Origin of the sequence: Leisingera sp. S132, from assembly GCF_025144465.1 — a bacterium.
Taxonomy (GTDB): domain Bacteria; phylum Pseudomonadota; class Alphaproteobacteria; order Rhodobacterales; family Rhodobacteraceae; genus Leisingera.
Genome location: NZ_CP083553.1, coordinates 1,393,121 through 1,411,054 on the forward strand (window position 1 = coordinate 1,393,121; position 17,934 = coordinate 1,411,054).

General features: G+C 63.4%; 18 protein-coding genes. 8 read left to right on the forward strand and 10 right to left on the reverse strand.

Annotated elements, in window-relative coordinates:
* Window positions 1-60: 60 nt before the first annotated feature.
* Both K3725_RS06820 and K3725_RS06825 read left to right on the forward strand, forming a co-directional pair.
* Window positions 61-807, forward strand: a complete 747-nt coding sequence (locus tag K3725_RS06820; RefSeq protein ID WP_260018053.1) for a GNAT family N-acetyltransferase — start codon at window positions 61-63, stop codon at window positions 805-807.
* Window positions 808-870: 63 nt separating this feature from the next.
* A complete protein-coding gene (locus K3725_RS06825; protein ID WP_260018054.1) occupies window positions 871-2,679 on the forward strand; it encodes an ABC-F family ATP-binding cassette domain-containing protein in 1,809 nt (602 codons plus the stop codon).
* Between the two features lie 134 nt (window positions 2,680-2,813).
* Here K3725_RS06825 and K3725_RS06830 read toward each other — a convergent pair whose 3' ends face one another.
* From K3725_RS06830 to K3725_RS06840, 3 genes are all read right to left on the reverse strand, one after another.
* A complete protein-coding gene (locus K3725_RS06830) occupies window positions 2,814-3,371 on the reverse strand; it encodes a sugar O-acetyltransferase (RefSeq protein ID WP_260018055.1) in 558 nt (185 codons plus the stop codon).
* A gap of 277 nt (window positions 3,372-3,648) precedes the next feature.
* Complete coding sequence (locus K3725_RS06835; RefSeq protein WP_260018056.1) at window positions 3,649-4,404, reverse strand: SDR family NAD(P)-dependent oxidoreductase; 756 nt, start codon at window positions 4,402-4,404, stop codon at window positions 3,649-3,651.
* A 100-nt stretch (window positions 4,405-4,504) separates the two neighbouring features.
* Window positions 4,505-5,419: a GNAT family N-acetyltransferase gene (locus K3725_RS06840; protein WP_260018057.1), complete on the reverse strand. Its 915-nt coding sequence runs from the start codon at window positions 5,417-5,419 to the stop codon at window positions 4,505-4,507.
* A 45-nt stretch (window positions 5,420-5,464) separates the two neighbouring features.
* Between K3725_RS06840 and K3725_RS06845 the strand changes: the two genes are divergently transcribed.
* Window positions 5,465-5,602, forward strand: a complete 138-nt coding sequence (locus K3725_RS06845) for a hypothetical protein (protein WP_260018058.1) — start codon at window positions 5,465-5,467, stop codon at window positions 5,600-5,602.
* Window positions 5,603-5,692: 90 nt separating this feature from the next.
* On the opposite strand, the gene K3725_RS06850 is transcribed toward K3725_RS06845, so the two are convergent.
* Both K3725_RS06850 and tyrS read right to left on the reverse strand, forming a co-directional pair.
* The gene (locus K3725_RS06850) at window positions 5,693-6,808 is read right to left on the reverse strand and encodes an SGNH/GDSL hydrolase family protein (protein WP_260018059.1); all 1,116 of its coding nucleotides are present in this window, start codon (window positions 6,806-6,808) and stop codon (window positions 5,693-5,695) included.
* Window positions 6,809-6,872: 64 nt separating this feature from the next.
* Window positions 6,873-8,129, reverse strand: a complete 1,257-nt coding sequence (gene tyrS / locus K3725_RS06855; RefSeq protein ID WP_260018060.1) for a tyrosine--tRNA ligase — start codon at window positions 8,127-8,129, stop codon at window positions 6,873-6,875.
* Between the two features lie 143 nt (window positions 8,130-8,272).
* Here tyrS and K3725_RS06860 point away from each other — a divergent pair, with 143 nt between their 5' ends.
* Window positions 8,273-9,382, forward strand: a complete 1,110-nt coding sequence (locus tag K3725_RS06860) for an anhydro-N-acetylmuramic acid kinase (protein ID WP_260018061.1) — start codon at window positions 8,273-8,275, stop codon at window positions 9,380-9,382.
* Between the two features lie 16 nt (window positions 9,383-9,398).
* Here the strand turns inward: K3725_RS06860 and K3725_RS06865 are convergent, their stop codons facing one another.
* Both K3725_RS06865 and K3725_RS06870 read right to left on the reverse strand, forming a co-directional pair.
* A complete protein-coding gene (locus K3725_RS06865; protein ID WP_260018062.1) occupies window positions 9,399-10,046 on the reverse strand; it encodes a DUF3885 domain-containing protein in 648 nt (215 codons plus the stop codon).
* A 138-nt stretch (window positions 10,047-10,184) separates the two neighbouring features.
* Window positions 10,185-10,604, reverse strand: a complete 420-nt coding sequence (locus K3725_RS06870) for a cupin domain-containing protein (RefSeq protein WP_260018063.1) — start codon at window positions 10,602-10,604, stop codon at window positions 10,185-10,187.
* A gap of 57 nt (window positions 10,605-10,661) precedes the next feature.
* Between K3725_RS06870 and K3725_RS06875 the strand changes: the two genes are divergently transcribed.
* Window positions 10,662-12,080 (forward strand): YdiU family protein, encoded by a 1,419-nt coding sequence (locus tag K3725_RS06875; RefSeq protein WP_260018064.1) that lies wholly within the window; start codon window positions 10,662-10,664, stop codon window positions 12,078-12,080.
* An 86-nt stretch (window positions 12,081-12,166) separates the two neighbouring features.
* Here K3725_RS06875 and K3725_RS06880 read toward each other — a convergent pair whose 3' ends face one another.
* Window positions 12,167-13,045, reverse strand: coding sequence for a DMT family transporter (locus K3725_RS06880; protein WP_260018065.1), 879 nt, complete (start codon window positions 13,043-13,045; stop codon window positions 12,167-12,169).
* A gap of 123 nt (window positions 13,046-13,168) precedes the next feature.
* Between K3725_RS06880 and K3725_RS06885 the strand changes: the two genes are divergently transcribed.
* Window positions 13,169-13,873, forward strand: coding sequence for an endonuclease/exonuclease/phosphatase family protein (locus tag K3725_RS06885; RefSeq protein WP_260018066.1), 705 nt, complete (start codon window positions 13,169-13,171; stop codon window positions 13,871-13,873).
* A gap of 232 nt (window positions 13,874-14,105) precedes the next feature.
* Here the strand turns inward: K3725_RS06885 and K3725_RS06890 are convergent, their stop codons facing one another.
* Complete coding sequence (locus tag K3725_RS06890) at window positions 14,106-15,422, reverse strand: DEAD/DEAH box helicase (RefSeq protein WP_260018067.1); 1,317 nt, start codon at window positions 15,420-15,422, stop codon at window positions 14,106-14,108.
* Window positions 15,423-15,775: 353 nt separating this feature from the next.
* Between K3725_RS06890 and K3725_RS06895 the strand changes: the two genes are divergently transcribed.
* Window positions 15,776-16,189, forward strand: a complete 414-nt coding sequence (locus tag K3725_RS06895; protein ID WP_260018068.1) for a Fur family transcriptional regulator — start codon at window positions 15,776-15,778, stop codon at window positions 16,187-16,189.
* A 145-nt stretch (window positions 16,190-16,334) separates the two neighbouring features.
* Here K3725_RS06895 and K3725_RS06900 read toward each other — a convergent pair whose 3' ends face one another.
* On the reverse strand, window positions 16,335-16,775 hold the full coding sequence (locus K3725_RS06900; protein ID WP_260018069.1) for a hypothetical protein: 441 nt from the start codon (window positions 16,773-16,775) through the stop codon (window positions 16,335-16,337).
* Window positions 16,776-17,034: 259 nt separating this feature from the next.
* Here K3725_RS06900 and K3725_RS06905 point away from each other — a divergent pair, with 259 nt between their 5' ends.
* Window positions 17,035-17,928: a DMT family transporter gene (locus K3725_RS06905; protein ID WP_260018070.1), complete on the forward strand. Its 894-nt coding sequence runs from the start codon at window positions 17,035-17,037 to the stop codon at window positions 17,926-17,928.
* Window positions 17,929-17,934: the final 6 nt, after the last annotated feature.

Consider the following 17,934-nt stretch of genomic DNA (forward strand, 5'->3'; position numbering starts at 1 on the left):
GCCTCACGGGTTTGCCGCAGCCTTTTTGGTACGGGCCGGACAGGCAGGCTGGAGGCAGGCGTGGCGGAATCTGAGATACTGCTGAGCAGGGGGCGCTACCGTGCCCGGCTGGCCGCGGGCGCCGCAGATGTTGCGGCAGCGCAGGCATTGCGGACGCTTTGCTTCCGGACCGGCAGCAGCGACAACGACACGTATGACAGCCTGTGTTCTCATGTTCTGGTGGAAGAGAACGCCAGCGGCGCGCTGGTCTGCTGTTTCCGGCTGCTGGTGCTGGAAAGCGGCGCCGGGCTGGTGCGGAGCTATTCGGCGCAGTTTTATGAGCTGGCGGCATTGCAGGCTTTTGCGGGGCGGATGGCTGAACTGGGCCGGTTCTGCATTCACCCGGATTGGCAGGATGCGGATATTCTGCGTGTCGCCTGGGGGGCGATGACGGGCCTTGTTGACGGGCAGGGGGTGGAGATGCTGTTTGGCTGCTCGTCCTTTGCAGGCACCTCTGCCGCACCTTACACGGAGGCATTGGCGCTGCTGCGGCATCGGTATCTGGCGCCGGCGCAGTGGCGGCCTGGCATCAAGGCGCCAGAGGTGGTGCATTTTGGCGCGCAACCGCCGCGGGAGGCGGAGGTTAAGAAGGCCTTGCAGAGGATGCCGCCCTTGTTGCGGACATACCTGATGATGGGCGGCTGGGTCAGCGATCATGCGGTGGTGGACCGGCAGATGAACACGCTGCATGTGTTCACCGGGCTGGAAACCGGCGCCATTCCTGACGCACGCAAGCGGCTGCTGCGGGCTGTGGCCAGCGGCGACTGAGTATTTCCGGAAAGATGAACGGGGAGCGTTGACGCGATTTTGCCGCCGGGGTAGCTGGCTGGCATGGCACGTATTCCTCTTTTGCAGATGTCCGGCATTTCCCTCACCTTTGGGGGCGATCCGGTTTTTTCGAACCTCGATCTGGTGGTGCAGCCCGGCGACCGGGTGGCGCTTGTGGGCCGTAACGGCTCGGGAAAATCCACCCTGATGAAGGTGATGGCGGGGATTGTTGAAGCCGATCAGGGCGACATCGTGGTGCCGCCGGGCAAGTCGGTTGGCTACATGGAGCAGGACCCGAAGATGGAGGGGTTTGCTACCTTAGGCGATTTTGCCGCCAGCGAGCTGGACCCTGGTGAAATGTACAAGGTGGAGCGCGCGGGCGAGGGGCTGAAGTTTGATCCGGCACGCCCGGTGGAAACCGCCTCTGGCGGGGAGCGGCGGCGCGCTGCGCTGGCCAAGCTGATGGCCGAGGCGCCGGATCTGATGCTGCTGGACGAGCCGACCAACCATTTGGATATCGAAGCGATCACCTGGCTGGAAAATGAACTGAAAAGCACCCGTGCGGCCTTTGTGCTGATCTCCCACGACAGGGCGTTCCTGCGGGCACTGACCCGCGCCACCCTGTGGGTGGACCGCGGCGAGGTGCGCCGCCAGGAGAAGGGGTTTGAGGATTTCGAGGCCTGGCGCGACAAGGTCTGGGAAGACGAGGACATGCAGCGCCACAAGCTGAACCGGCTGATCAAAGCGGAAAGCCGCTGGGCGGTGGAGGGCATTTCCGCGCGGCGCAAGCGCAACATGGGGCGCGTCAGGGCGCTGCAGGACCTGAAGGCGGAGCGCGCGGGCCAGATCAAGCGCCAGGGTGCTGCCGAAATGGCGCTGGAAGCAGGCCCCAAGTCTGGCCGCAAGGTGATCGAGGCCGAGGGACTCAGCAAGGCGTTTGGCGGCAAGGAGATCGTCAGGGATTTCTCGCTGAAGGTGCAGCGCGGCGACCGGGTGGCTTTTGTCGGCCCCAATGGCGCAGGCAAGACCACGCTCCTGAAAATGCTTTTGGGTATGGAAGCCCCGGATGCAGGCAAGGTGCAGCTGGGCACCAATCTGGAAATCGCGCTGTTTGACCAGACCCGTGACCAGCTGGACGGCGATTCGACCCTGTGGGAGAATCTGACCGCCGATCCGCTGCTGGGGATTTCCGGCAAGGCGGATCAGGTGATGGTGCGCGGCCAGCCTAAGCATGTTGTTGGGTATCTGAAGGAATTCCTGTTCGACGAGCGGCAGGCGCGGGCCCCGGTGCGGTCGCTTTCGGGCGGCGAGAAGGCGCGGCTGCTCTTGGCGCGGCTGATGGCGCGGTCCTCGAACCTGCTGGTCTTGGACGAACCGACCAACGATCTGGATGTCGAAACGCTGGACCTGCTGCAGGAGCTGCTGGACAACTACGATGGCACTGTGCTGCTGGTCAGCCACGACCGGGATTTCCTGGACCGGGTGGCGACCACCACCATCGCGATGGAAGGCAACGGGCGGGCCACCGCCTATGCCGGCGGCTGGAGCGACTATATCGCGCAGCGCGGTCCGCTGGAGGTGGCGGAACGGCCTGAGAAGGTGAAGCCCGCAAAACCCAAGCCGAAGCAGGAAAGCCAGCCCAAGGACGGTCTCAGCTTCAAGGAAAAGCACCGGCTGGAAGCGCTGCCTGCGGAGATCGAACGGCTGGAAGCGGAGATCGGCAAGCTGCAGGAACTGATGAGCGATCCGGAGCTGTTCACCCGCGAGCCGCTCAAGTTCAAGAAGGCTACCGAGGCGCTGGTGGAGCGTCAGGAAAAGCTGGCCGCCGCCGAAGAGGAATGGCTGGAGCTGGAGGAAAAAGCCGGGGGATGAGGCGGCTTCCTGAGGTAGGTCAGTGCGCCTGACCAAATGTTTCGCGCGCGAAACATTTGGTCAAAGGTGCTGTCGTAAAGCTTTGGAATTCATCAGGAAAGGTGAAGCGGATGTTAAGCGGGCGGACGCCGGCTTTACCGTTTCGCTACCGGTGCAGCGGGATTGCCGGTGACCGTTTCTCCTGCGGCGACGTCTTTGGTCACCACTGCGCCCGCTCCAACAATCGCGCCATCGCCGATGGTGACGCCCGGCAGCAGAATGGCGCCGCCGCCGATCCAGACGTCTGCACCGAGGGTTACGGGATAGGCGATCTCCAGCCCTTGGGCACGTAACGCCCTGTCCTTGTGGTGCTGGGCACAGTAGATCTGCACATTCGGACCCAGCATGGTGCCGTCGCCGATGGTGACGGGGGCGGTGTCCAGAATGGTGCAGCCCGCGTTCATGTAGACGTTGCGGCCCAGGCGGATGTTGATGCCATAGGCGCAATGAAACGGTGCCTCGATCAGGCAGTTCTCACCGTGGGCGGCAAAGAGGCTGGCAAGCGGCGGGCTGAGCTGCTCCGCCGGATCAGGGGCTGCTGTATTGTGCTGATGCACCGCAGCCCGGGCCTGGTTGCGCAACACGGAGAGTTCGCTGTCCAGGCAACAGTACCATTCACCCGCCTGCATTTTCTGCCGTTCGGTCTTGCTCATGGGGAGCCTCCTTGCCGCGAGTGAAGGGTGGGCGGCAGCAATTGTCAATTGCCCGGGGAGCTCCCGCGCCCGCAGGGGCCTTGGCTGCGCCAAGGCGCCTTTGTGCGGCCTTGGGCCGCGCACCGCTGGCGCGGTGTGAAGGGGATTGGCTGAGAAGCGCTTCAGGGGCAGGTTTGCCCTGAAGACGCGTTTTCGAGTGTGTGATCCGCTGCTTGCGCGTCAAGGGTGAACGGCGCAAGCGCCGCCGCTTTGGGCTCCGCCCGCAACGGAAGGGGCGTTAGCGCATGCGCAGGGCGCCGTCGATGCGGATCACCTCGCCGTTCAGGTAACCCATCTCGACGATGAAACCCGCGAGGCGGCCGAATTCGCGCGGGTCGCCCAGGCGGGCGGGGTTGGGAACGTCGGCGGCGAGCTGCTGCTGCACCTCCTCCGGCAGACCGGCCAGCATCGGGGTCATGAAGATGCCGGGGGCGATGGTCATTACCCGGATGCCCAAGGACGCAAGATCGCGGGCCATCGGCAGGCACATGCCGGCAACCCCGCCCTTGGAGGCGGCATAGGCGGCCTGGCCCTTTTGCCCGTCAAAGGCCGCAATGGAGGCGGTGTTGATGATCACGCCGCGGGCGTTGTCCGCATCGGGCGCGTTCTTGGCGATCTCGACAGCGGCCAGGCGGGCGACGTTGAAGGTGCCGACCAGGTTGATGTCGATGGTGCGCTTGTAGGCGTCCAAGGGGTGCGCGCCGTCCTTGCCCACGGTCTTGGCGCCGATGGCGATGCCTGCGCAGTTCACGCAAGCAGTGATCTTGCCCATCTTTTCTGCGGCATGGGCGATGGCGGCAGCGACCGAATCCTCGCTGGTCACATCGGTCTGAGCGAAGTGGCCGCCGATGTCTTCTGCCACCTGGGTGCCGCGCTCCGCATCACGGTCGAGGATGGTGACCTGGGCGCCTTGTTCGGCAAAAAAGCGCGCGGTGGCCTCACCCAGGCCGGACGCGCCGCCGGTGACCACGGCTGCGGTGTCTGCAAGTTTCATGAGCGGGGCTCCTCCCGATTATCTGAACACGTGTTCATATAATGGAGAGGCCGGGCGCCTGTCCAGCGGGACGGGACGTCGCGGACTGACAAGGAACCTGTCAGGCCATTTGCTGCCGGTCGAGCAAGCCCAGCGGGCGCAGGAGGCGGCCCAGCGGCGGCCAGAGACCCCAGGTGCCGCCCAGACGGTGCAGATGGGCGCCGGTGCCGAGCTTGAAGCGGGCAAGGCCCGGGGCGTCCTCGGTGTTGATGAGGCCGAGGTCGAGCCGGCAGATGCCCTTGGCGGCGAGCCAATTGGCGGCCTCCCACAAAAGGGGGGGATGGGCGCAGAGCTGTTTGCCGCGCGCGGTGGTGTGGGCGATGTGGTAGCTGGCCGTGCTGCCGTGGGTGAGGATCAGGATGGCCGCGACCGCTTCCTTGCCCTCAAACGCCTGGAAGAGTTTCGCCCTCCCCTTGTTCTCGCGCGCATAGGCGAGTGTGAGGCCAATGGGCCAGCTGCGGTAGCCGCGCTGTGTTTGCTGTGCCGCGTCGGCCCGGAACAGCCAGTGGCGCACGTCATGCGGCAGATTCTGGCGGGTGAGGCGGAGGGCCTGCGCCTCGCCGTGTTTCAGCCGGTTGCGCCATTTCTGATGCAGAGCGGCGCGGCGCTGGTCCGGATCGCCGGTCAGATCCCAAAGCGCGGCATAGGCTGGTGTGGCCAGCGGCACGGCGCCGAGGCGGGCAAGATGCGGGGCAGGAGATTCGGGTGACAGGATCAGCGGGGTTCGGCCCAGGCCCTGGCCGCGCAGCGCGGACATTAGCGGTGCGGGATAGGAGAGGTCTGCCCGGTTCACCATCGCCAGCCTCAGCCCGCCGGGGAAGCGGCGGCGCAGAACCAGCGTGTCTCTCAGCATCAGCGGCTCCTGGCCGCAGGCCATCAGAGCGCGGGCGAACTCCGGCGATTGCTGGAGGACGCGGGGCTGCGGGCGGGCGGTTGCCGCGGTGGGCAAGTCGGGATCGGGGGCGCTGTCGAACATTGGTCTATTAACGCGCTGGAAACCTAAATCAGGGTTAATGAACGCATGAAAAAGACAACACAGATCATGGGGCAGACGGCGGCGGCCCCGCGGATGACCAAGGCGGCAGCGCTGCTGATTGCACTCGGCCTGTCGGTGCCTGTGTTTCTGGTGCTGACGCTGGTGGAGGCGCTGCTGTTTTGATGCGCAGGCAGGAACCGAGAGGTTCTTGGGCTCGAGGGCCGCAGACTTGGGGCAACATTGCTCTTTCTAGGTTGCCGCTGTTTTCCGGGTTTACCGCCAGATGGTTTGAAACAGGTTGCGGCTGAAGCTCTTGGCTTTGCTGGCCAGGCTGCCTTGCCTTTTCGGCTGCACAAGCACTTGGGGCTGTTCTTCTATCAACACCGCTACAACACGGGCTTCCCTGTCTTTAAGAGCGGTGTCCGAAACGGGAACCTTGAAGCCGAAGTGCGGTTGTGCGCCTGCGGGATCTGTTGCCCATTGGAGGCGCAGCTCCGATCCTGGGGCGAAAGGAAGCTCCCGGCCGAGAAGCAGAGGCAGATAGACAAACCGCAGCAGCGTCGCGAAAAATCCGGGTTCGTCAGCGACTGCTGTGAGTTTGAATTGCGTGCCGTTAAAGGACACGTCGAACACGCCGCCGTTTTCAGTTGCGGTCATGATTATGCCAAGAAGCTTGCCATGGCGCTGGAAGCTGATGTGAAGCCCCTCATCGTTTGGTTCCCAAGTATGGACACGAACAATCCTGTTTTCGAAGATACCCTGTTTGCCGCCTGAGAAGTTCGCGAGAACTTTCAATTCCTGGTTTGTGCTAAGCGATGCAGGCGCGCATTGCGGCACCGCCGCGGCGACAGCCAATGCGGCGGCGCCTGCACCGATGAAATCCATGAGGTTCGGGTTGAGCGCATAGTGAACATTGTCGGTAAACAGATGCTCTGGAATATGCCGAGAGCCTTGATTGGCCGCGGCGTATTCCTGCGGGACGTCAAAATAAGGAACGCCGTAGTTACTGCAGAGTTCGTGCAGTTTTTTCCGGTAGCTGGTGAGTTTCGCGTCCAGTTCGCGTCGGCGTGGCTGGAAAATCAGAGCAGCAAAGCGAACTTCTTTCCGGGCGCAATAAATGAGGATCTGTTCAAATGCTTTGACAAGCTCGTCCTCCGGGTAACCTATCCAGTCGATCTGGTTGGCATCGTTAATGCCGTATTCCCAGATGAGCAGATCCCCGGTTTGCAGGTTGGCGGAGTGCATGCAGCGGAAAGCCGACATGTGCGTTGTGCTTGCACCTATGGACAAGTTCACAACCTTGATGGAGGGATCAATTTTGTCTTTGAAACTTGCGACCCAACCCGCCTGGAACAGCGTGTTCGAGCCACCAGAAAGATAAATGGTCAAAATCAAAAACTCTTTTAAAACAGAATCCTGCGGGTTGGGGGAATCTGTGCCGCGGGCTGGAGAATTATTCCTCCAGCCGCACCAGTGCATGGCGCTTCTTGCCGGCGCTCAGCTTGATCGGCGAGGTGAGCGCGCCTGCGTCGATCATCAGGCCGGCATCGGTCAGCGGCCGGTCGTCGATCCTGGCGCCATTCTCGGAGATCAGCCGCTTGGCGTCCTTGCCGGATTTGGCGAGGCCGGATTTCACGATCAGTTGCACGATCGAGATGCCGTCGCCCAGATCGGCAGGCGTCAGCGACAGGGTGGGCAGGTCATCGCCCACACCGCCCTTCTCGAACACTTCGCGAGCGGTGGCTTCGGCCGCCGCCGCGGCTTCGGCGCCGTGCAAAAGCTTGGTCACCTCATTGGCGAGGATCACCTTGCCCTCGTTGATATCGGAACCTTGCAGCGCACCGATGCGCTCGCATTCCTCCACCGGCAGTTCGGTGTAGAGCTTGAGGAAGCGGCCGACGTCAGCATCGGTGGTGTTGCGCCAGAACTGCCAGAATTCATAAGGGCTTCGCATGTCGGCGTTGAGCCAGATTGCGCCCTCGGCTGTCTTGCCCATCTTTTTGCCGTCGGAGGTGGTCAGCAGCGGCGAGGTGAGGCCATAGACTTCATGCTCGATTGTGCGGCGGGTGAGGTCGATGCCGTTGACGATATTGCCCCACTGGTCCGAGCCGCCCATCTGCAAGATGCAGCCGTAGCGGCGGTTCAGCTCCATGAAGTCATAGGCCTGCAGGATCATGTAGTTGAATTCGAGGAACGACAGCGACTGCTCGCGGTCGAGGCGCGATTTCACGGACTCAAACGACAGCATCCGGTTCACCGAGAAATGGCGGCCGATGTCGCGCAGGAATTCCAGGTAGTTCAAGCCATCCAGCCATTCGGCGTTGTTCAGCATCAGCGCCTTGTTCGGCGCGTCGCTGTCGTAGTCGATATAGGCCGAGAATACCTTCTTGATGCCCGCGATATTGTCGTCGATCTGGGCTTCGGTCAGCAGCGGGCGCTCGTCGGCGCGGAAGGAGGGGTCGCCCACCTTGGTGGTGCCGCCGCCCATCAGGGTGATCGGCTGGTGGCCGGTCTTCTGGAACCAGCGCAGCATCATGATCTGAATGAGCGAGCCGACATGCAGCGATTTCGCTGTTGCATCAAAGCCGATATAGGCCGGGCGCACACCTTGCAGCAGGGCTTCGTCCAGCCCCTGGTAATCGGTGCAGTCTGCGAGGAACCCGCGTTCCATCATGACTGCGACGAAATCCGATTTCGGTGTGTAGGTCATAACATGCCTCGGTCTATCAGTTGTGCATCTTGCCCTATAAATCGCATTGGCGCCGGTTGGAACCTGTTTTCCCGGCAAAATATGCGCTGTAGTATCCCCCGCAACGGGCGGCACGGCCCGGAACCTATGAAGGGGCAGCGGCCATGAGCAAGGCCATAGCAAAAACCGGCGCCGTCAGGGCATTGGGCGCGATGAGCGGCACCTCGCTGGACGGGGTGGATGCGGCAGTGGTGGTAACCGACGGCGCGCGCATTCACGGCTTCGGCGAGAGCAGCTACCGCGAGTATTCTGCCGAAGAGCGCAGCGTGCTGCGTGCGGGCCTTGGCAAATGGACAGGGGCGGAGGTGGAGGCCGCGGCAGCGGTCTGCGACGCGGCGCATGCGGCAGCGCTGTCAGAATTCGCGGATGCGGAGATCATCGGCTTCCACGGCCAGACCCTGGCCCATGCGCCGCGGCAGCAAGGCACCCTGCAGGTGGGGGACGGAGCGGCACTGGCCGAAAAGCTGGGCAAACCTGTGGTCTGGGACTTCCGTACCGATGACGTGGCCATGGGTGGCGAGGGCGCGCCGCTGGCGCCGTTCTTTCACTTTGCCTGCGCAAAATACATCGGTGCCGAACGTCCCCTGTGTTTCCTGAACCTGGGCGGGGTTGGCAATATCACCTACGTGGATCCGCGGTTCGAGCGGCCGGAGGAGCCGGGGGCTTTGCTGGCTTTTGACACCGGCCCGGCCAATGCGCCGGTCAATGATCTGGTTCAGGAGCGCCTGGGGATTCCCTGGGATGCGGATGGCAAGGTGGCGCGTTCCGGCACCGTGGAAACCGGCGCGCTGGAGCTGTTTCTGGCGGAGCCATATTTCGCAATAATGCCGCCCAAGTCCCTGGACCGGAACGATTTTGCCGAGATGGTCGGGCTGGTGAATGAGCTGAGCGACGCGGATGCGGCGGCGACCCTGATTGCCATGTGCGCGGCTGCCGTGGCGCAGGGCATGGAGCATTGCCCGGAGCCGCCGGAAGTGGTGCTGGTCACCGGCGGCGGGCGGCACAACCCGGTGCTGATGGAGATGCTGCACGTGTCGCTCGACTGCCCGGTGAAACCGGTGGAGGACGCAGGCCTCGATGGCGACATGCTGGAGGCGCAGGCCTTTGCCCATCTGGCGGTGCGTGTGGCGCGCGGGATGCCGACCTCGGCCCCGGGAACCACGGGTGTCAGCGCCTGTGTCGGGGGCGGGGTGGTCAGCGTGCCGGATGCGTGAGCCGTTTTCCAGTTGCTCAGCGGATGCTGAATCGAGAAGCCATTCTTTTCATATCGCGTGCAAGCAGCCATTCCTGAAATGCTGTGAAATGCGGCTCCAACCGGTGTCTGTCCATGGACACCACGTCCATTCCTCTGTCGTCATAGGGGTAAGCGATGGTCTTTGTTTCGAAATCAACCAGATAGACTTGGTGCGCGCGCCTATTGCTGAGTTGAGGGTACACGCTCAGGTCAGTTGCAATCATCAGCCATAGGAATTCCCGGATTTCACTTGTGTCCCGAAGCTTATAGGCGTCCCAGTGGCGATGCAGGTCGTAACCGAAAGAGGCGATGTACTCTTCATCGTTTTGAGGAACCGCACCGAGGTAGCTGAAGGAATTTCGGGGCAGTCCGCATCTGGAAATAGCATGCAGGCGCTTGGGTTCTGGTGTTTCTCCGCCGTAACAAGAAAGCAAGGCCCAGATATCATCTGATGCCTTGAAGACTGCTCTAGTTATTGTGTCTGCGCGTTCAAAAGCCTGCCAGAAACGCTGTACAGGCCTGTCGGTTCCCCATTCTACGCCCCCCAAGTCGAAGCGGAGTGCATGGTCAAATTCATAGAATAACCCGTGAGGCAGTTCCGAAACGCCAAAGGTGTCAAACACACGTTGTGTAAGCTTATGCATGAAGATTGCCGAAAATTGAGAAAGCTGATGAGGTTAGAGGTGTTGTCCAAAGAGTTCTGAATTTACAAGTCGCGGCTCGCAGCAGACGCAAGAATTTTCAGAAAATTCTTGCCAAATTTCTTCAGAAGAAATTTGCGTTCAGCCGCGCGGGATGTCGAAGCCTGGAGCAGCCAGCTCAAACCCTTCAAACTGAAAGCCCGGCGACACCGTGCAGCTGACCAGCGTGAAGTCTCCGGTGCTGCGGGCAGCCTGCCAGTGGCCCTCGGGCACTATCAGCTGCGGTGCGCCCTGGGTCAGGTCCGGGGTGAGCAGGTGATCCTGCGCCGGGCCTTCATCAGAGGCTGCCAGCGACAGCACCAGCGGTGCGCCGGCGTGGAAAAGCCAGATCTCAGTCGCGTCGACCCGGTGCCAGTGGCTGGACTCCCCCGCTTTCAAAAGGAAGTAAATACAGGTGCCTGTGGGGCGGCCCTCATTCTCCGCGCGCCAGGTTTCCTTGTACCAGCCGCCCTCCGGGTGCTGCTGAAGGCCCAGGTGTTCGATGATCCGGTCCGCGTCCATTGCTGCTGCCTCCGCTTTGGTGCTGGTAAATCTCTATTCCAGTCATATGTTTGGGCCATGACACTCACGATCCCCTTTGACAACACCTATGCCGCCCTGCCGGGGCAGTTCTACTCCAAACTGCCGCCGCAGCCGGTGAAGGCGCCCAAGCTGGCGGCCTTCAACGGGGATCTGGCGCGGATCATGGGGATCACACCCGGTGAGGCCGGGGAGATGGCAGAGGTGTTCGGCGGCAATTTAGTGCCTGAGGGCGCGGATCCGCTGGCGCAGCTTTATTCCGGGCATCAGTTCGGCACCTATAACCCGCAACTGGGCGACGGGCGCGCGATCCTGCTGGGCGAAGTGGTGGGAACGGACGGCAAGCGCCGGGATATCCAGCTGAAGGGCTCGGGCCGCACGCCGTACTCGCGCAATGGCGATGGGCGCGCCTGGCTGGGGCCGGTGCTGCGCGAATATGTGGTGAGCGAGGCGATGCACGCTTTGGGCATTCCAACCACGCGGGCGCTTGCGGCGGTGGAGACCGGCGAAACGGTCTGGCGCGAGGGCGGCCTGCCCGGTGCGGTGCTGACCCGGGTGGCGGCGAGCCATCTGCGGGTAGGGACCTTCCAGGTGTTCGCCGCGCGCGGCGACAAGGCGAGCCTGCGTCAGCTGACAAACTATGCCATTGCCCGCCATTACCCGGAGGCCGATGGCCCGATGGGGCTGCTGCGTGCGGTGCGCGACGCACAGTCAGAACTGATTGCCGCCTGGATGTCTGTGGGCTTCATCCACGGGGTGATGAACACCGACAATTCTTCGATCTCCGGCGAGACCATCGACTATGGCCCGTGTGCCTTCATGGATGTTTATCACCCGCACACGGTGTTTTCCTCCATCGACCGGGGGCGGCGCTATGCCTATGCCAGCCAGCCCGCGATCGCAGTCTGGAACCTGGCGCAGCTGGCGACCGCGCTGATTCAGCAGATGGAGGATCCGCAGGAAGGTGTCGAGGCGGCAACGGAGATCGTGCACGCGATGCCCGCGCTGACCGAAGCAGCCTGGCTGCGGCGGTTCCGGGCAAAACTGGGGATCAGCACAGAGCGGGACGGGGATCTGGAGCTGATTACCTCTCTGCTGGGCGGGATGGCAGAGAACCAGAGCGATTTCACCAACACTTTCCGCGCCCTGGCGGATGGCTCGGCGCGGGACCAGTTCACCGATCCGGCGGCTTTTGAGGCTTGGGAGCCGGACTGGCGGGCACGGCTGGAAGGGGAGCCGGATCCGCAGGCGGTGATGCGTGCGGCCAACCCCGCCTTCATCCCGCGAAACCACCGGATCGAGGAAATGATCGCAGGCGCCGTGGCAGGCGACTATGGGCTGTTCCACCGGCTGAACGCGGTGCTGGCCAAACCTTATGAGGATCAGCCGGAGAATACGGACCTGCAGCGCCCGCCTTTGCCGGAGGAAGTGGTGCAGGCGACCTTCTGCGGGACCTGATCCCCTGTTCATCTGGCCTGAAAAATCCCCGGGGGTGAATTGAGCCAAAAGCTCAAGAGGGGGCAGGCAGCCCCCTTAATGCGGCATCATTTCCGGTTGATCAGGAATACGCCCGCAGCGACCAGCGCCAGGGCGGCCCAGACCTGCAGCCCGATCACCTCATCCAGCAGCGCCCAGCCCATCAGCACCGCCAGCACCGGCGACAGGAAGCTGAAAGAGGCCACCGAACTGGCGCGGTAGATCTTAATCAGCTGGAACCACAAGAGATAGCCGAGGCTGGCGATGCAGATCCCCTGGAAGGCCAGCCCCCAGAGATGCAGGGGTTCGGTCTCGCGGACCAGCGGGCCGAACAGCGGCGCGGCAGCCGTCAGAAGCACGGCGGAAACCGCCAGCTGGAACACCAGCTGGGTGACTGGCGGCACTGCCGCCAGCGGCGTGATGCGCAGGCACAGCGCGATGCCGGCCCAGCCGAAAGTGGCCCCCAGTGCCAGCAGATCACCCGCCAGGCTGGCGGTGCCGCCGTCGCGGTCCAGAACCGCCAGCGCCACCCCGCTCATCGCCAGCACCAGGCCCAGGCTTCGGATCCGGGTCAGCTGTTCGCCGGGCAGCAGCAGATGCGCGGCCAGCGCCAGCCAGACCGGCATCGAGTAGAAAATGATCGAGGCGCGTGAGACAGAAGTCACATCCAGCGCGATGAACAGGCAGATGAACTCAAAGCAGAACAGGAGGCCCGCGATCACGCCCCAAAGCGCGGCGCCGCGGGGCAGCGGTCCGAGCCGGGGACGGCGCAGGGCAATCCAGGCCGCCAGCACCAGGAGGCCGATGGCGGAGCGAAGCCCGGCCTGGAATACCGGGCCAAAGCCGCCGCCGGTCACCTTGATCACCACCTGGTTGAAGGCGAGGAGCAGGGCGAAACCGGTCAGCAGCGCGGCACCGGAGGCGTCGATGGGGCGTTTTTCCGTCATGGCGGCCACTGGAGGCGGGCGGAAGCGTCAAGTCAAGCGGAACCCGCCGGCGCTGGCGGATGGAACGGGGCTGTACGGCGGCGCGGGTTTTGCGCAAGATCGGGGCATCGAATGGGGGTGCGGATGCCGGACACAAGGCGGCCTGATACGCTGCGGATTGCCACGTACAATATTCAGAAGTGCATCGGTCTGGACCTGCGGCGGCGGCCGGAGCGTATTCTGCAGGTGCTGGCCGGGCTCAGGGCGGATGTGGCGGTGCTGCAGGAAGCGGACAAGCGTTTGCCGCCGCGTCCCGCTGCGCTGCCGCATTTTCTGGTGGAGGAAACCGGCTGGCAGGCCGCGGATCTGGGCGGTGCGGGGTCGCTCGGCTGGCATGGCAACGCGGTTTTGTACCGCAACGGGGTTGAGTTGCGGGGCAAGGGCCATATTACGCTGCCGGGGCTGGAGCCGCGCGGCGCAGTTTGGGTGGAACTGGAAACTGCGGTGGGCCCGGTGCGGGTGATTGGCGCCCACTTGGGGCTGACAGGCCGGGCGCGGCGCGAGCAGATGCATGCGCTGGCGCGGGCCGCGAAACGTGATGACGCCGCTGTGGTGCTGGCGGGGGATTTCAACGAATGGTCACGCGGGGCCGTGCTGGAGCACATCGCGCCGGCGCTGAAGTTTCTGCCTGCCAGGCCGAGCTTTCCGGCGCTCAGGCCGCTTGGGGCACTGGACCGGATTGCCCATTGCAAACGGCTGGCAGCGGTGGCGCATGGGGTGCATGGAGGGCGTCCGGCCCATATCGCCTCAGACCATCTGCCGGTCTGGGCGGATTTGCGGGCGGTTTGAGGCGGGAAAGCTCCCGCGCCCGCAGGTGCCCAGGCTGTGCCTGAAACCCCTTGGCGGCCTTGGGCCGGGCGCTGCTGCGCAGCGCAGGTTTTCTCTGCTGAGAGGCGCCAAAGGGCAGGTCTGCCCTTAGGCGCCAGTTCAAGTGTGTAATCCGCCAGCGCCGCGTCAAGGGCAAGCCGCGCGTGCCGCGCGGTCCCTGCGGGACCCTTGACCCGGCGCTGGCGGGGAAAGTTCAGCGCGCGCGCTGTTTCTGGCCGCGGCGCTGGGCATTGCCGGGTTTGCCGCCCTGCGGTTTGCCCTGGCTGCTGTTACCGCCGCCACCGCTGCGGCGGCGCGGTCCGCCGGGTTTGCCGCCGCCGCGGCGCCCGCCGGGACGGCCGCCCGGTTTGCCTGCGGGGGCTGCCGGATCCGGCATGGCTTCCCAGGGGCGGCCGGAGGCCACGGGGATGGTGAGTTTCATCACCTTCTGGATCGCCTTCAGTTCTTCCATCTCATCCGGTGCGCAAAGCGCAACCGCCTGGCCGTCCTTGCCCGCGCGGGCGGTACGGCCGATGCGGTGGACATAGGCGTCCGGGACATTCGGCAGCTCGAAGTTGTAGACGTATTTCACGTCCGGGATGTCAAGGCCGCGGGCTGCGACGTCGGTAGCCACCAGCACCTTGATCTCGCCTGCCTTGAAGGCGGCCAAAGCGCGCTCGCGCTGGCCCTGGGACTTGTTGCCGTGGATCGCCGCCGCCGAGAAGCCTGCCTTGTCCAGCGTCTTCATCAGCTTTTCCATGCCCCATTTGGTGCGGCCGAAGACCAGGGTGCGCTCGTCCTTGTGCGCGTTCAGCAGTTCCTTCAGCAGGTCCAGCTTGGCGGCTTTGGCGATAAAATGCACCGACTGGGTGATCTTGTCGGCGGCCTTGCCCGGGGGCGAGACCTCAATCCGGACCGGGCTTTGCAGGTAGGAGTTGGCGATCTCGTTCATTTGCTTGGGCATGGTGGCCGAAAACAGCATGGTCTGGCGTTCCGCCGGGATCAGCGCCGCGATCTTGCGCAGTGTATGGATGAAGCCCAGGTCCAGCATCTGGTCGGCCTCGTCCAGAACCAGGAAGTCGCAGGAGCCGAGGTCCAGCGCGCCGCGGTCGAGGATGTCAATGAGGCGGCCGGGGGTGGCAACCAGGATGTCGGTGCCTTTGGCGATGCGGGCGATCTGCGGGTTGATGGAGACGCCGCCGACCACAAGGCCGACTTTCATCGGAGTGCCCTCGGTCAGGCCCTTCAGGGTGTCGGCGATCTGGTTGGCCAGTTCGCGGGTGGGCGCCAGCACCAGGCCGCGCACGGTCATCGCGGCGGGCTTGCGGCCGTATTCCAGCATGCGGGCCACCAGCGGGACGCCAAAGGCTGCGGTCTTGCCGGTGCCGGTCTGTGCCAGGCCCAGCACGTCCTTGCCGTTGAGGGCATGGGGGATGGCGCGGGCCTGGATCGGGGTGGGGTCATTGAGACCCATGTCCTTGAGGCGGTTCAGGAGCTTTTCGGGCAGCCCCATGGTCGAAAATTCAGTCACATTCATATCCTTGTGCGGCCAGGCAATATGCACAGGCCGGTGCCGCGGATCAGAGCCGCGGATGGGGTGGGGCAGGAGCCTCAGACGCACGCTGGCCGGATGCCAGGCCGCTGGCCTCTGCAATCCCCACGCGTGATCTTGGGAATGGCGGCATATCACTAGACCCCGGATCATTGGTTGTGCGCAGGCTGCGCGTCCGGTCTCATGGCCTCTGCTCACGCGGCAGGGAGGGATGCCTGTGCGCCAAATGGCTGTGGATAAGCTGTTTGTCAACCTTTGATACGGGTGAAAAGCCTGTTTTCGCCGCAGATCGCTTCCGTTAAAGAGGAAGGCCAGAAAACCGCGAGGAAGAGATGCAAAAGACGATTATCGCCCGCTGCGAGGCCAAGGGGCTGCGCATGACCGGCCAGCGCCGGGTGATCGCCCAGGTGCTGCAGGACAGCGATGATCATCCGGATGTCGAGGAGCTCTATGCCCGCGCCAGCGCGATGGATGCAGGGATTTCGATTGCCACCGTGTACCGCACGGTGAAGCTGTTTGAGGAAGCGGGAATTCTGGAGCGGCTGGAGTTCGGCGACGGGCGGGCGCGGTATGAGGATGCCGAGCGCGAGCATCATGACCACCTGATCGACATGAACACCGGCGAGGTGATCGAGTTCTGCGACCCGGAGATCGAGGAGTTGCAGGAGCGGATCGCCCGCAAGCTGGGGTATGAGCTGCGCGGTCATAAGCTGGAGCTGTACGGGGTGCCGGCCAAGAAGGCCTGAAGCTGGCGCAGAACTGGTCAGGCTACATCTTGGCTTCGCCTTTGATCTGAACCGTAATTTTGTAAGACTTCATCAGTTTCATTTGCTGCGCCAGATAGGCGGCATTGCCTGCATAGCGCAGCTTGAACCCTCTGACTGTTTTCTTCTAGGGGACCCAGTCCCAGCGGAAGTCATAGACATCGTTCACTGTTCCGTCGAATTCGAACGTCTTGCCTTTGGGGGTCAGATTGCCGGAGAGGGCCGCCTGGTACAGGGTTCTGGCCAGGTCGCGGTTCTTGACGAAGAAGATCGTCGCGTTCTTCAGCTTGACCGGCTTCTTGTGCTTGGCAGCGATCTTGCGCAGTTCCGCGCTGTTCAGGATGGCAAGCGAGATTTTTGATTTCACCCCGTGGCTGATGTTGCCCTTGCCATCAATTGAGCGTTTCATGTGCTCATAGGCGATGGGATAGTTCTTGTTTTCCGCCTTGTTGGCATCATGCATGGCTGCCCTGATTTCATCCACGGCGGACTTGCCCAACTCGTCGATCGCCTTCTCGGCGTCCTTGGCGGTTTTGATCAGTGCATTCAGCGGATCGAAGTCTGGCATCTGGGTGTCTCCTGCTGGATATGGAAACGGAAAGCGGCGCAAAATGCGGTGTGGTGCGGCGAAAACCCGGGGCACTGCCGGGATGCCGCGGCTGTAACCGGGAGCCGCCATTCCTTAACATATATCAGAAGTCTTGATGGTCACCGTAACGACTTGTCATGGCAGGGGGTCGGAAACGGAGTTGCCCGCACCGGGGCACTGATGTTTTTTGCCCGGATGGCCCGGCGTGCTGCCGGACTGTAGTACGGGACGCGCGAATATGAACAACCTGCACGGCATTCTTCTGGTCATCGCTTCAATGGCGTTCTTCACGCTTGAAGACATGTTCATCAAGCAGCTGTCCGGCACCTTGCCCGTCGGCCAGATCCTGATCTGCCTTGGTCTTGGCAGCGGGCTGGTCTTTGCACTGATGGCCAAGATGCAGGGGCACAACCTGTTTGCGCCGCGGTCCTGGCGGCTGCGCCCCGTGCTGCGGGCAGGGACAGAGGCGGTGTCGGCCATGGGCTTTGCCTCGGCGCTGGCGCTGGTCGACATTTCCGTTGTGGCTGCGGTGTTTCAGGCGACGCCGCTGGTGATCACCATGGGGGCTGCACTGTTTCTGGGCGAGCAGGTCGGCTGGCGGCGCTGGCTGGCGATCTGTGTGGGCTTTGCCGGGGTGCTGCTGATCATCCGGCCGGGGCTGGACAGTTTTGAGCCCGCGGCATTGCTGGTGGTGATTGCGGTGCTGGGGGTTGCCACGCGGGATCTGATGACCCGGGTAATGGACAGCGCGGTGCCATCCACTGTTGTCAGTTTCCAGGCGTTTCTGGCGGTTATTCCGGCGGGCCTGCTGCTCTTGGCCTTCACGCCTGGTGAGGCGCAGGTGATGGAGCAGAACGAATACCTGATGATGGCAGGCGGGGTGCTGTTCGGCGTTCTGGGCTATTACGGCATCGTCACGGCGATGCGGGTGGGGGATGCCTCGGCAGTGACACCGTTCCGCTATACCCGTCTGCTGTTCTCGATCCTTGCGGGTGTGCTGGTCTTCGGCGAGCGGCCCGATGCGCTGACCATGACCGGGGCTGCGCTGATCATCGGATCGGGGCTTTACACCTTTGTGCGCGAGCAGCGGCTGGCGCGGCGCGCCCGCCGCGCGGCGGCAGCTGCGGCCTGACGTCCC

Bases quoted from the DNA above. Each gene is read 5' to 3' on its own strand.
- K3725_RS06830 (WP_260018055.1), bottom strand. From the start codon at position 3,371: ATGAGCAAGACCGAACGGCAGAAAATGCAGGCGGGTGAATGGTACTGT.
- K3725_RS06870 (WP_260018063.1), bottom strand. From the start codon at position 10,604: ATGGACGCGGACCGGATCATCGAACACCTGGGCCTTCAGCAGCACCCG.
- K3725_RS06840 (WP_260018057.1), bottom strand. From the start codon at position 5,419: ATGTTCGACAGCGCCCCCGATCCCGACTTGCCCACCGCGGCAACCGCC.
- K3725_RS06900 (WP_260018069.1), bottom strand. From the start codon at position 16,775: ATGCCAGACTTCGATCCGCTGAATGCACTGATCAAAACCGCCAAGGAC.
- K3725_RS06860 (WP_260018061.1), top strand. From the start codon at position 8,273: ATGAGCAAGGCCATAGCAAAAACCGGCGCCGTCAGGGCATTGGGCGCG.
- K3725_RS06875 (WP_260018064.1), top strand. From the start codon at position 10,662: ATGACACTCACGATCCCCTTTGACAACACCTATGCCGCCCTGCCGGGG.
- K3725_RS06880 (WP_260018065.1), bottom strand. From the start codon at position 13,045: ATGACGGAAAAACGCCCCATCGACGCCTCCGGTGCCGCGCTGCTGACC.
- K3725_RS06905 (WP_260018070.1), top strand. From the start codon at position 17,035: ATGAACAACCTGCACGGCATTCTTCTGGTCATCGCTTCAATGGCGTTC.
- K3725_RS06835 (WP_260018056.1), bottom strand. From the start codon at position 4,404: ATGAAACTTGCAGACACCGCAGCCGTGGTCACCGGCGGCGCGTCCGGC.
- K3725_RS06885 (WP_260018066.1), top strand. From the start codon at position 13,169: ATGCCGGACACAAGGCGGCCTGATACGCTGCGGATTGCCACGTACAAT.
- K3725_RS06825 (WP_260018054.1), top strand. From the start codon at position 871: ATGGCACGTATTCCTCTTTTGCAGATGTCCGGCATTTCCCTCACCTTT.
- K3725_RS06865 (WP_260018062.1), bottom strand. From the start codon at position 10,046: ATGCATAAGCTTACACAACGTGTGTTTGACACCTTTGGCGTTTCGGAA.
- K3725_RS06845 (WP_260018058.1), top strand. From the start codon at position 5,465: ATGAAAAAGACAACACAGATCATGGGGCAGACGGCGGCGGCCCCGCGG.
- K3725_RS06895 (WP_260018068.1), top strand. From the start codon at position 15,776: ATGCAAAAGACGATTATCGCCCGCTGCGAGGCCAAGGGGCTGCGCATG.
- tyrS (WP_260018060.1), bottom strand. From the start codon at position 8,129: ATGACCTACACACCGAAATCGGATTTCGTCGCAGTCATGATGGAACGC.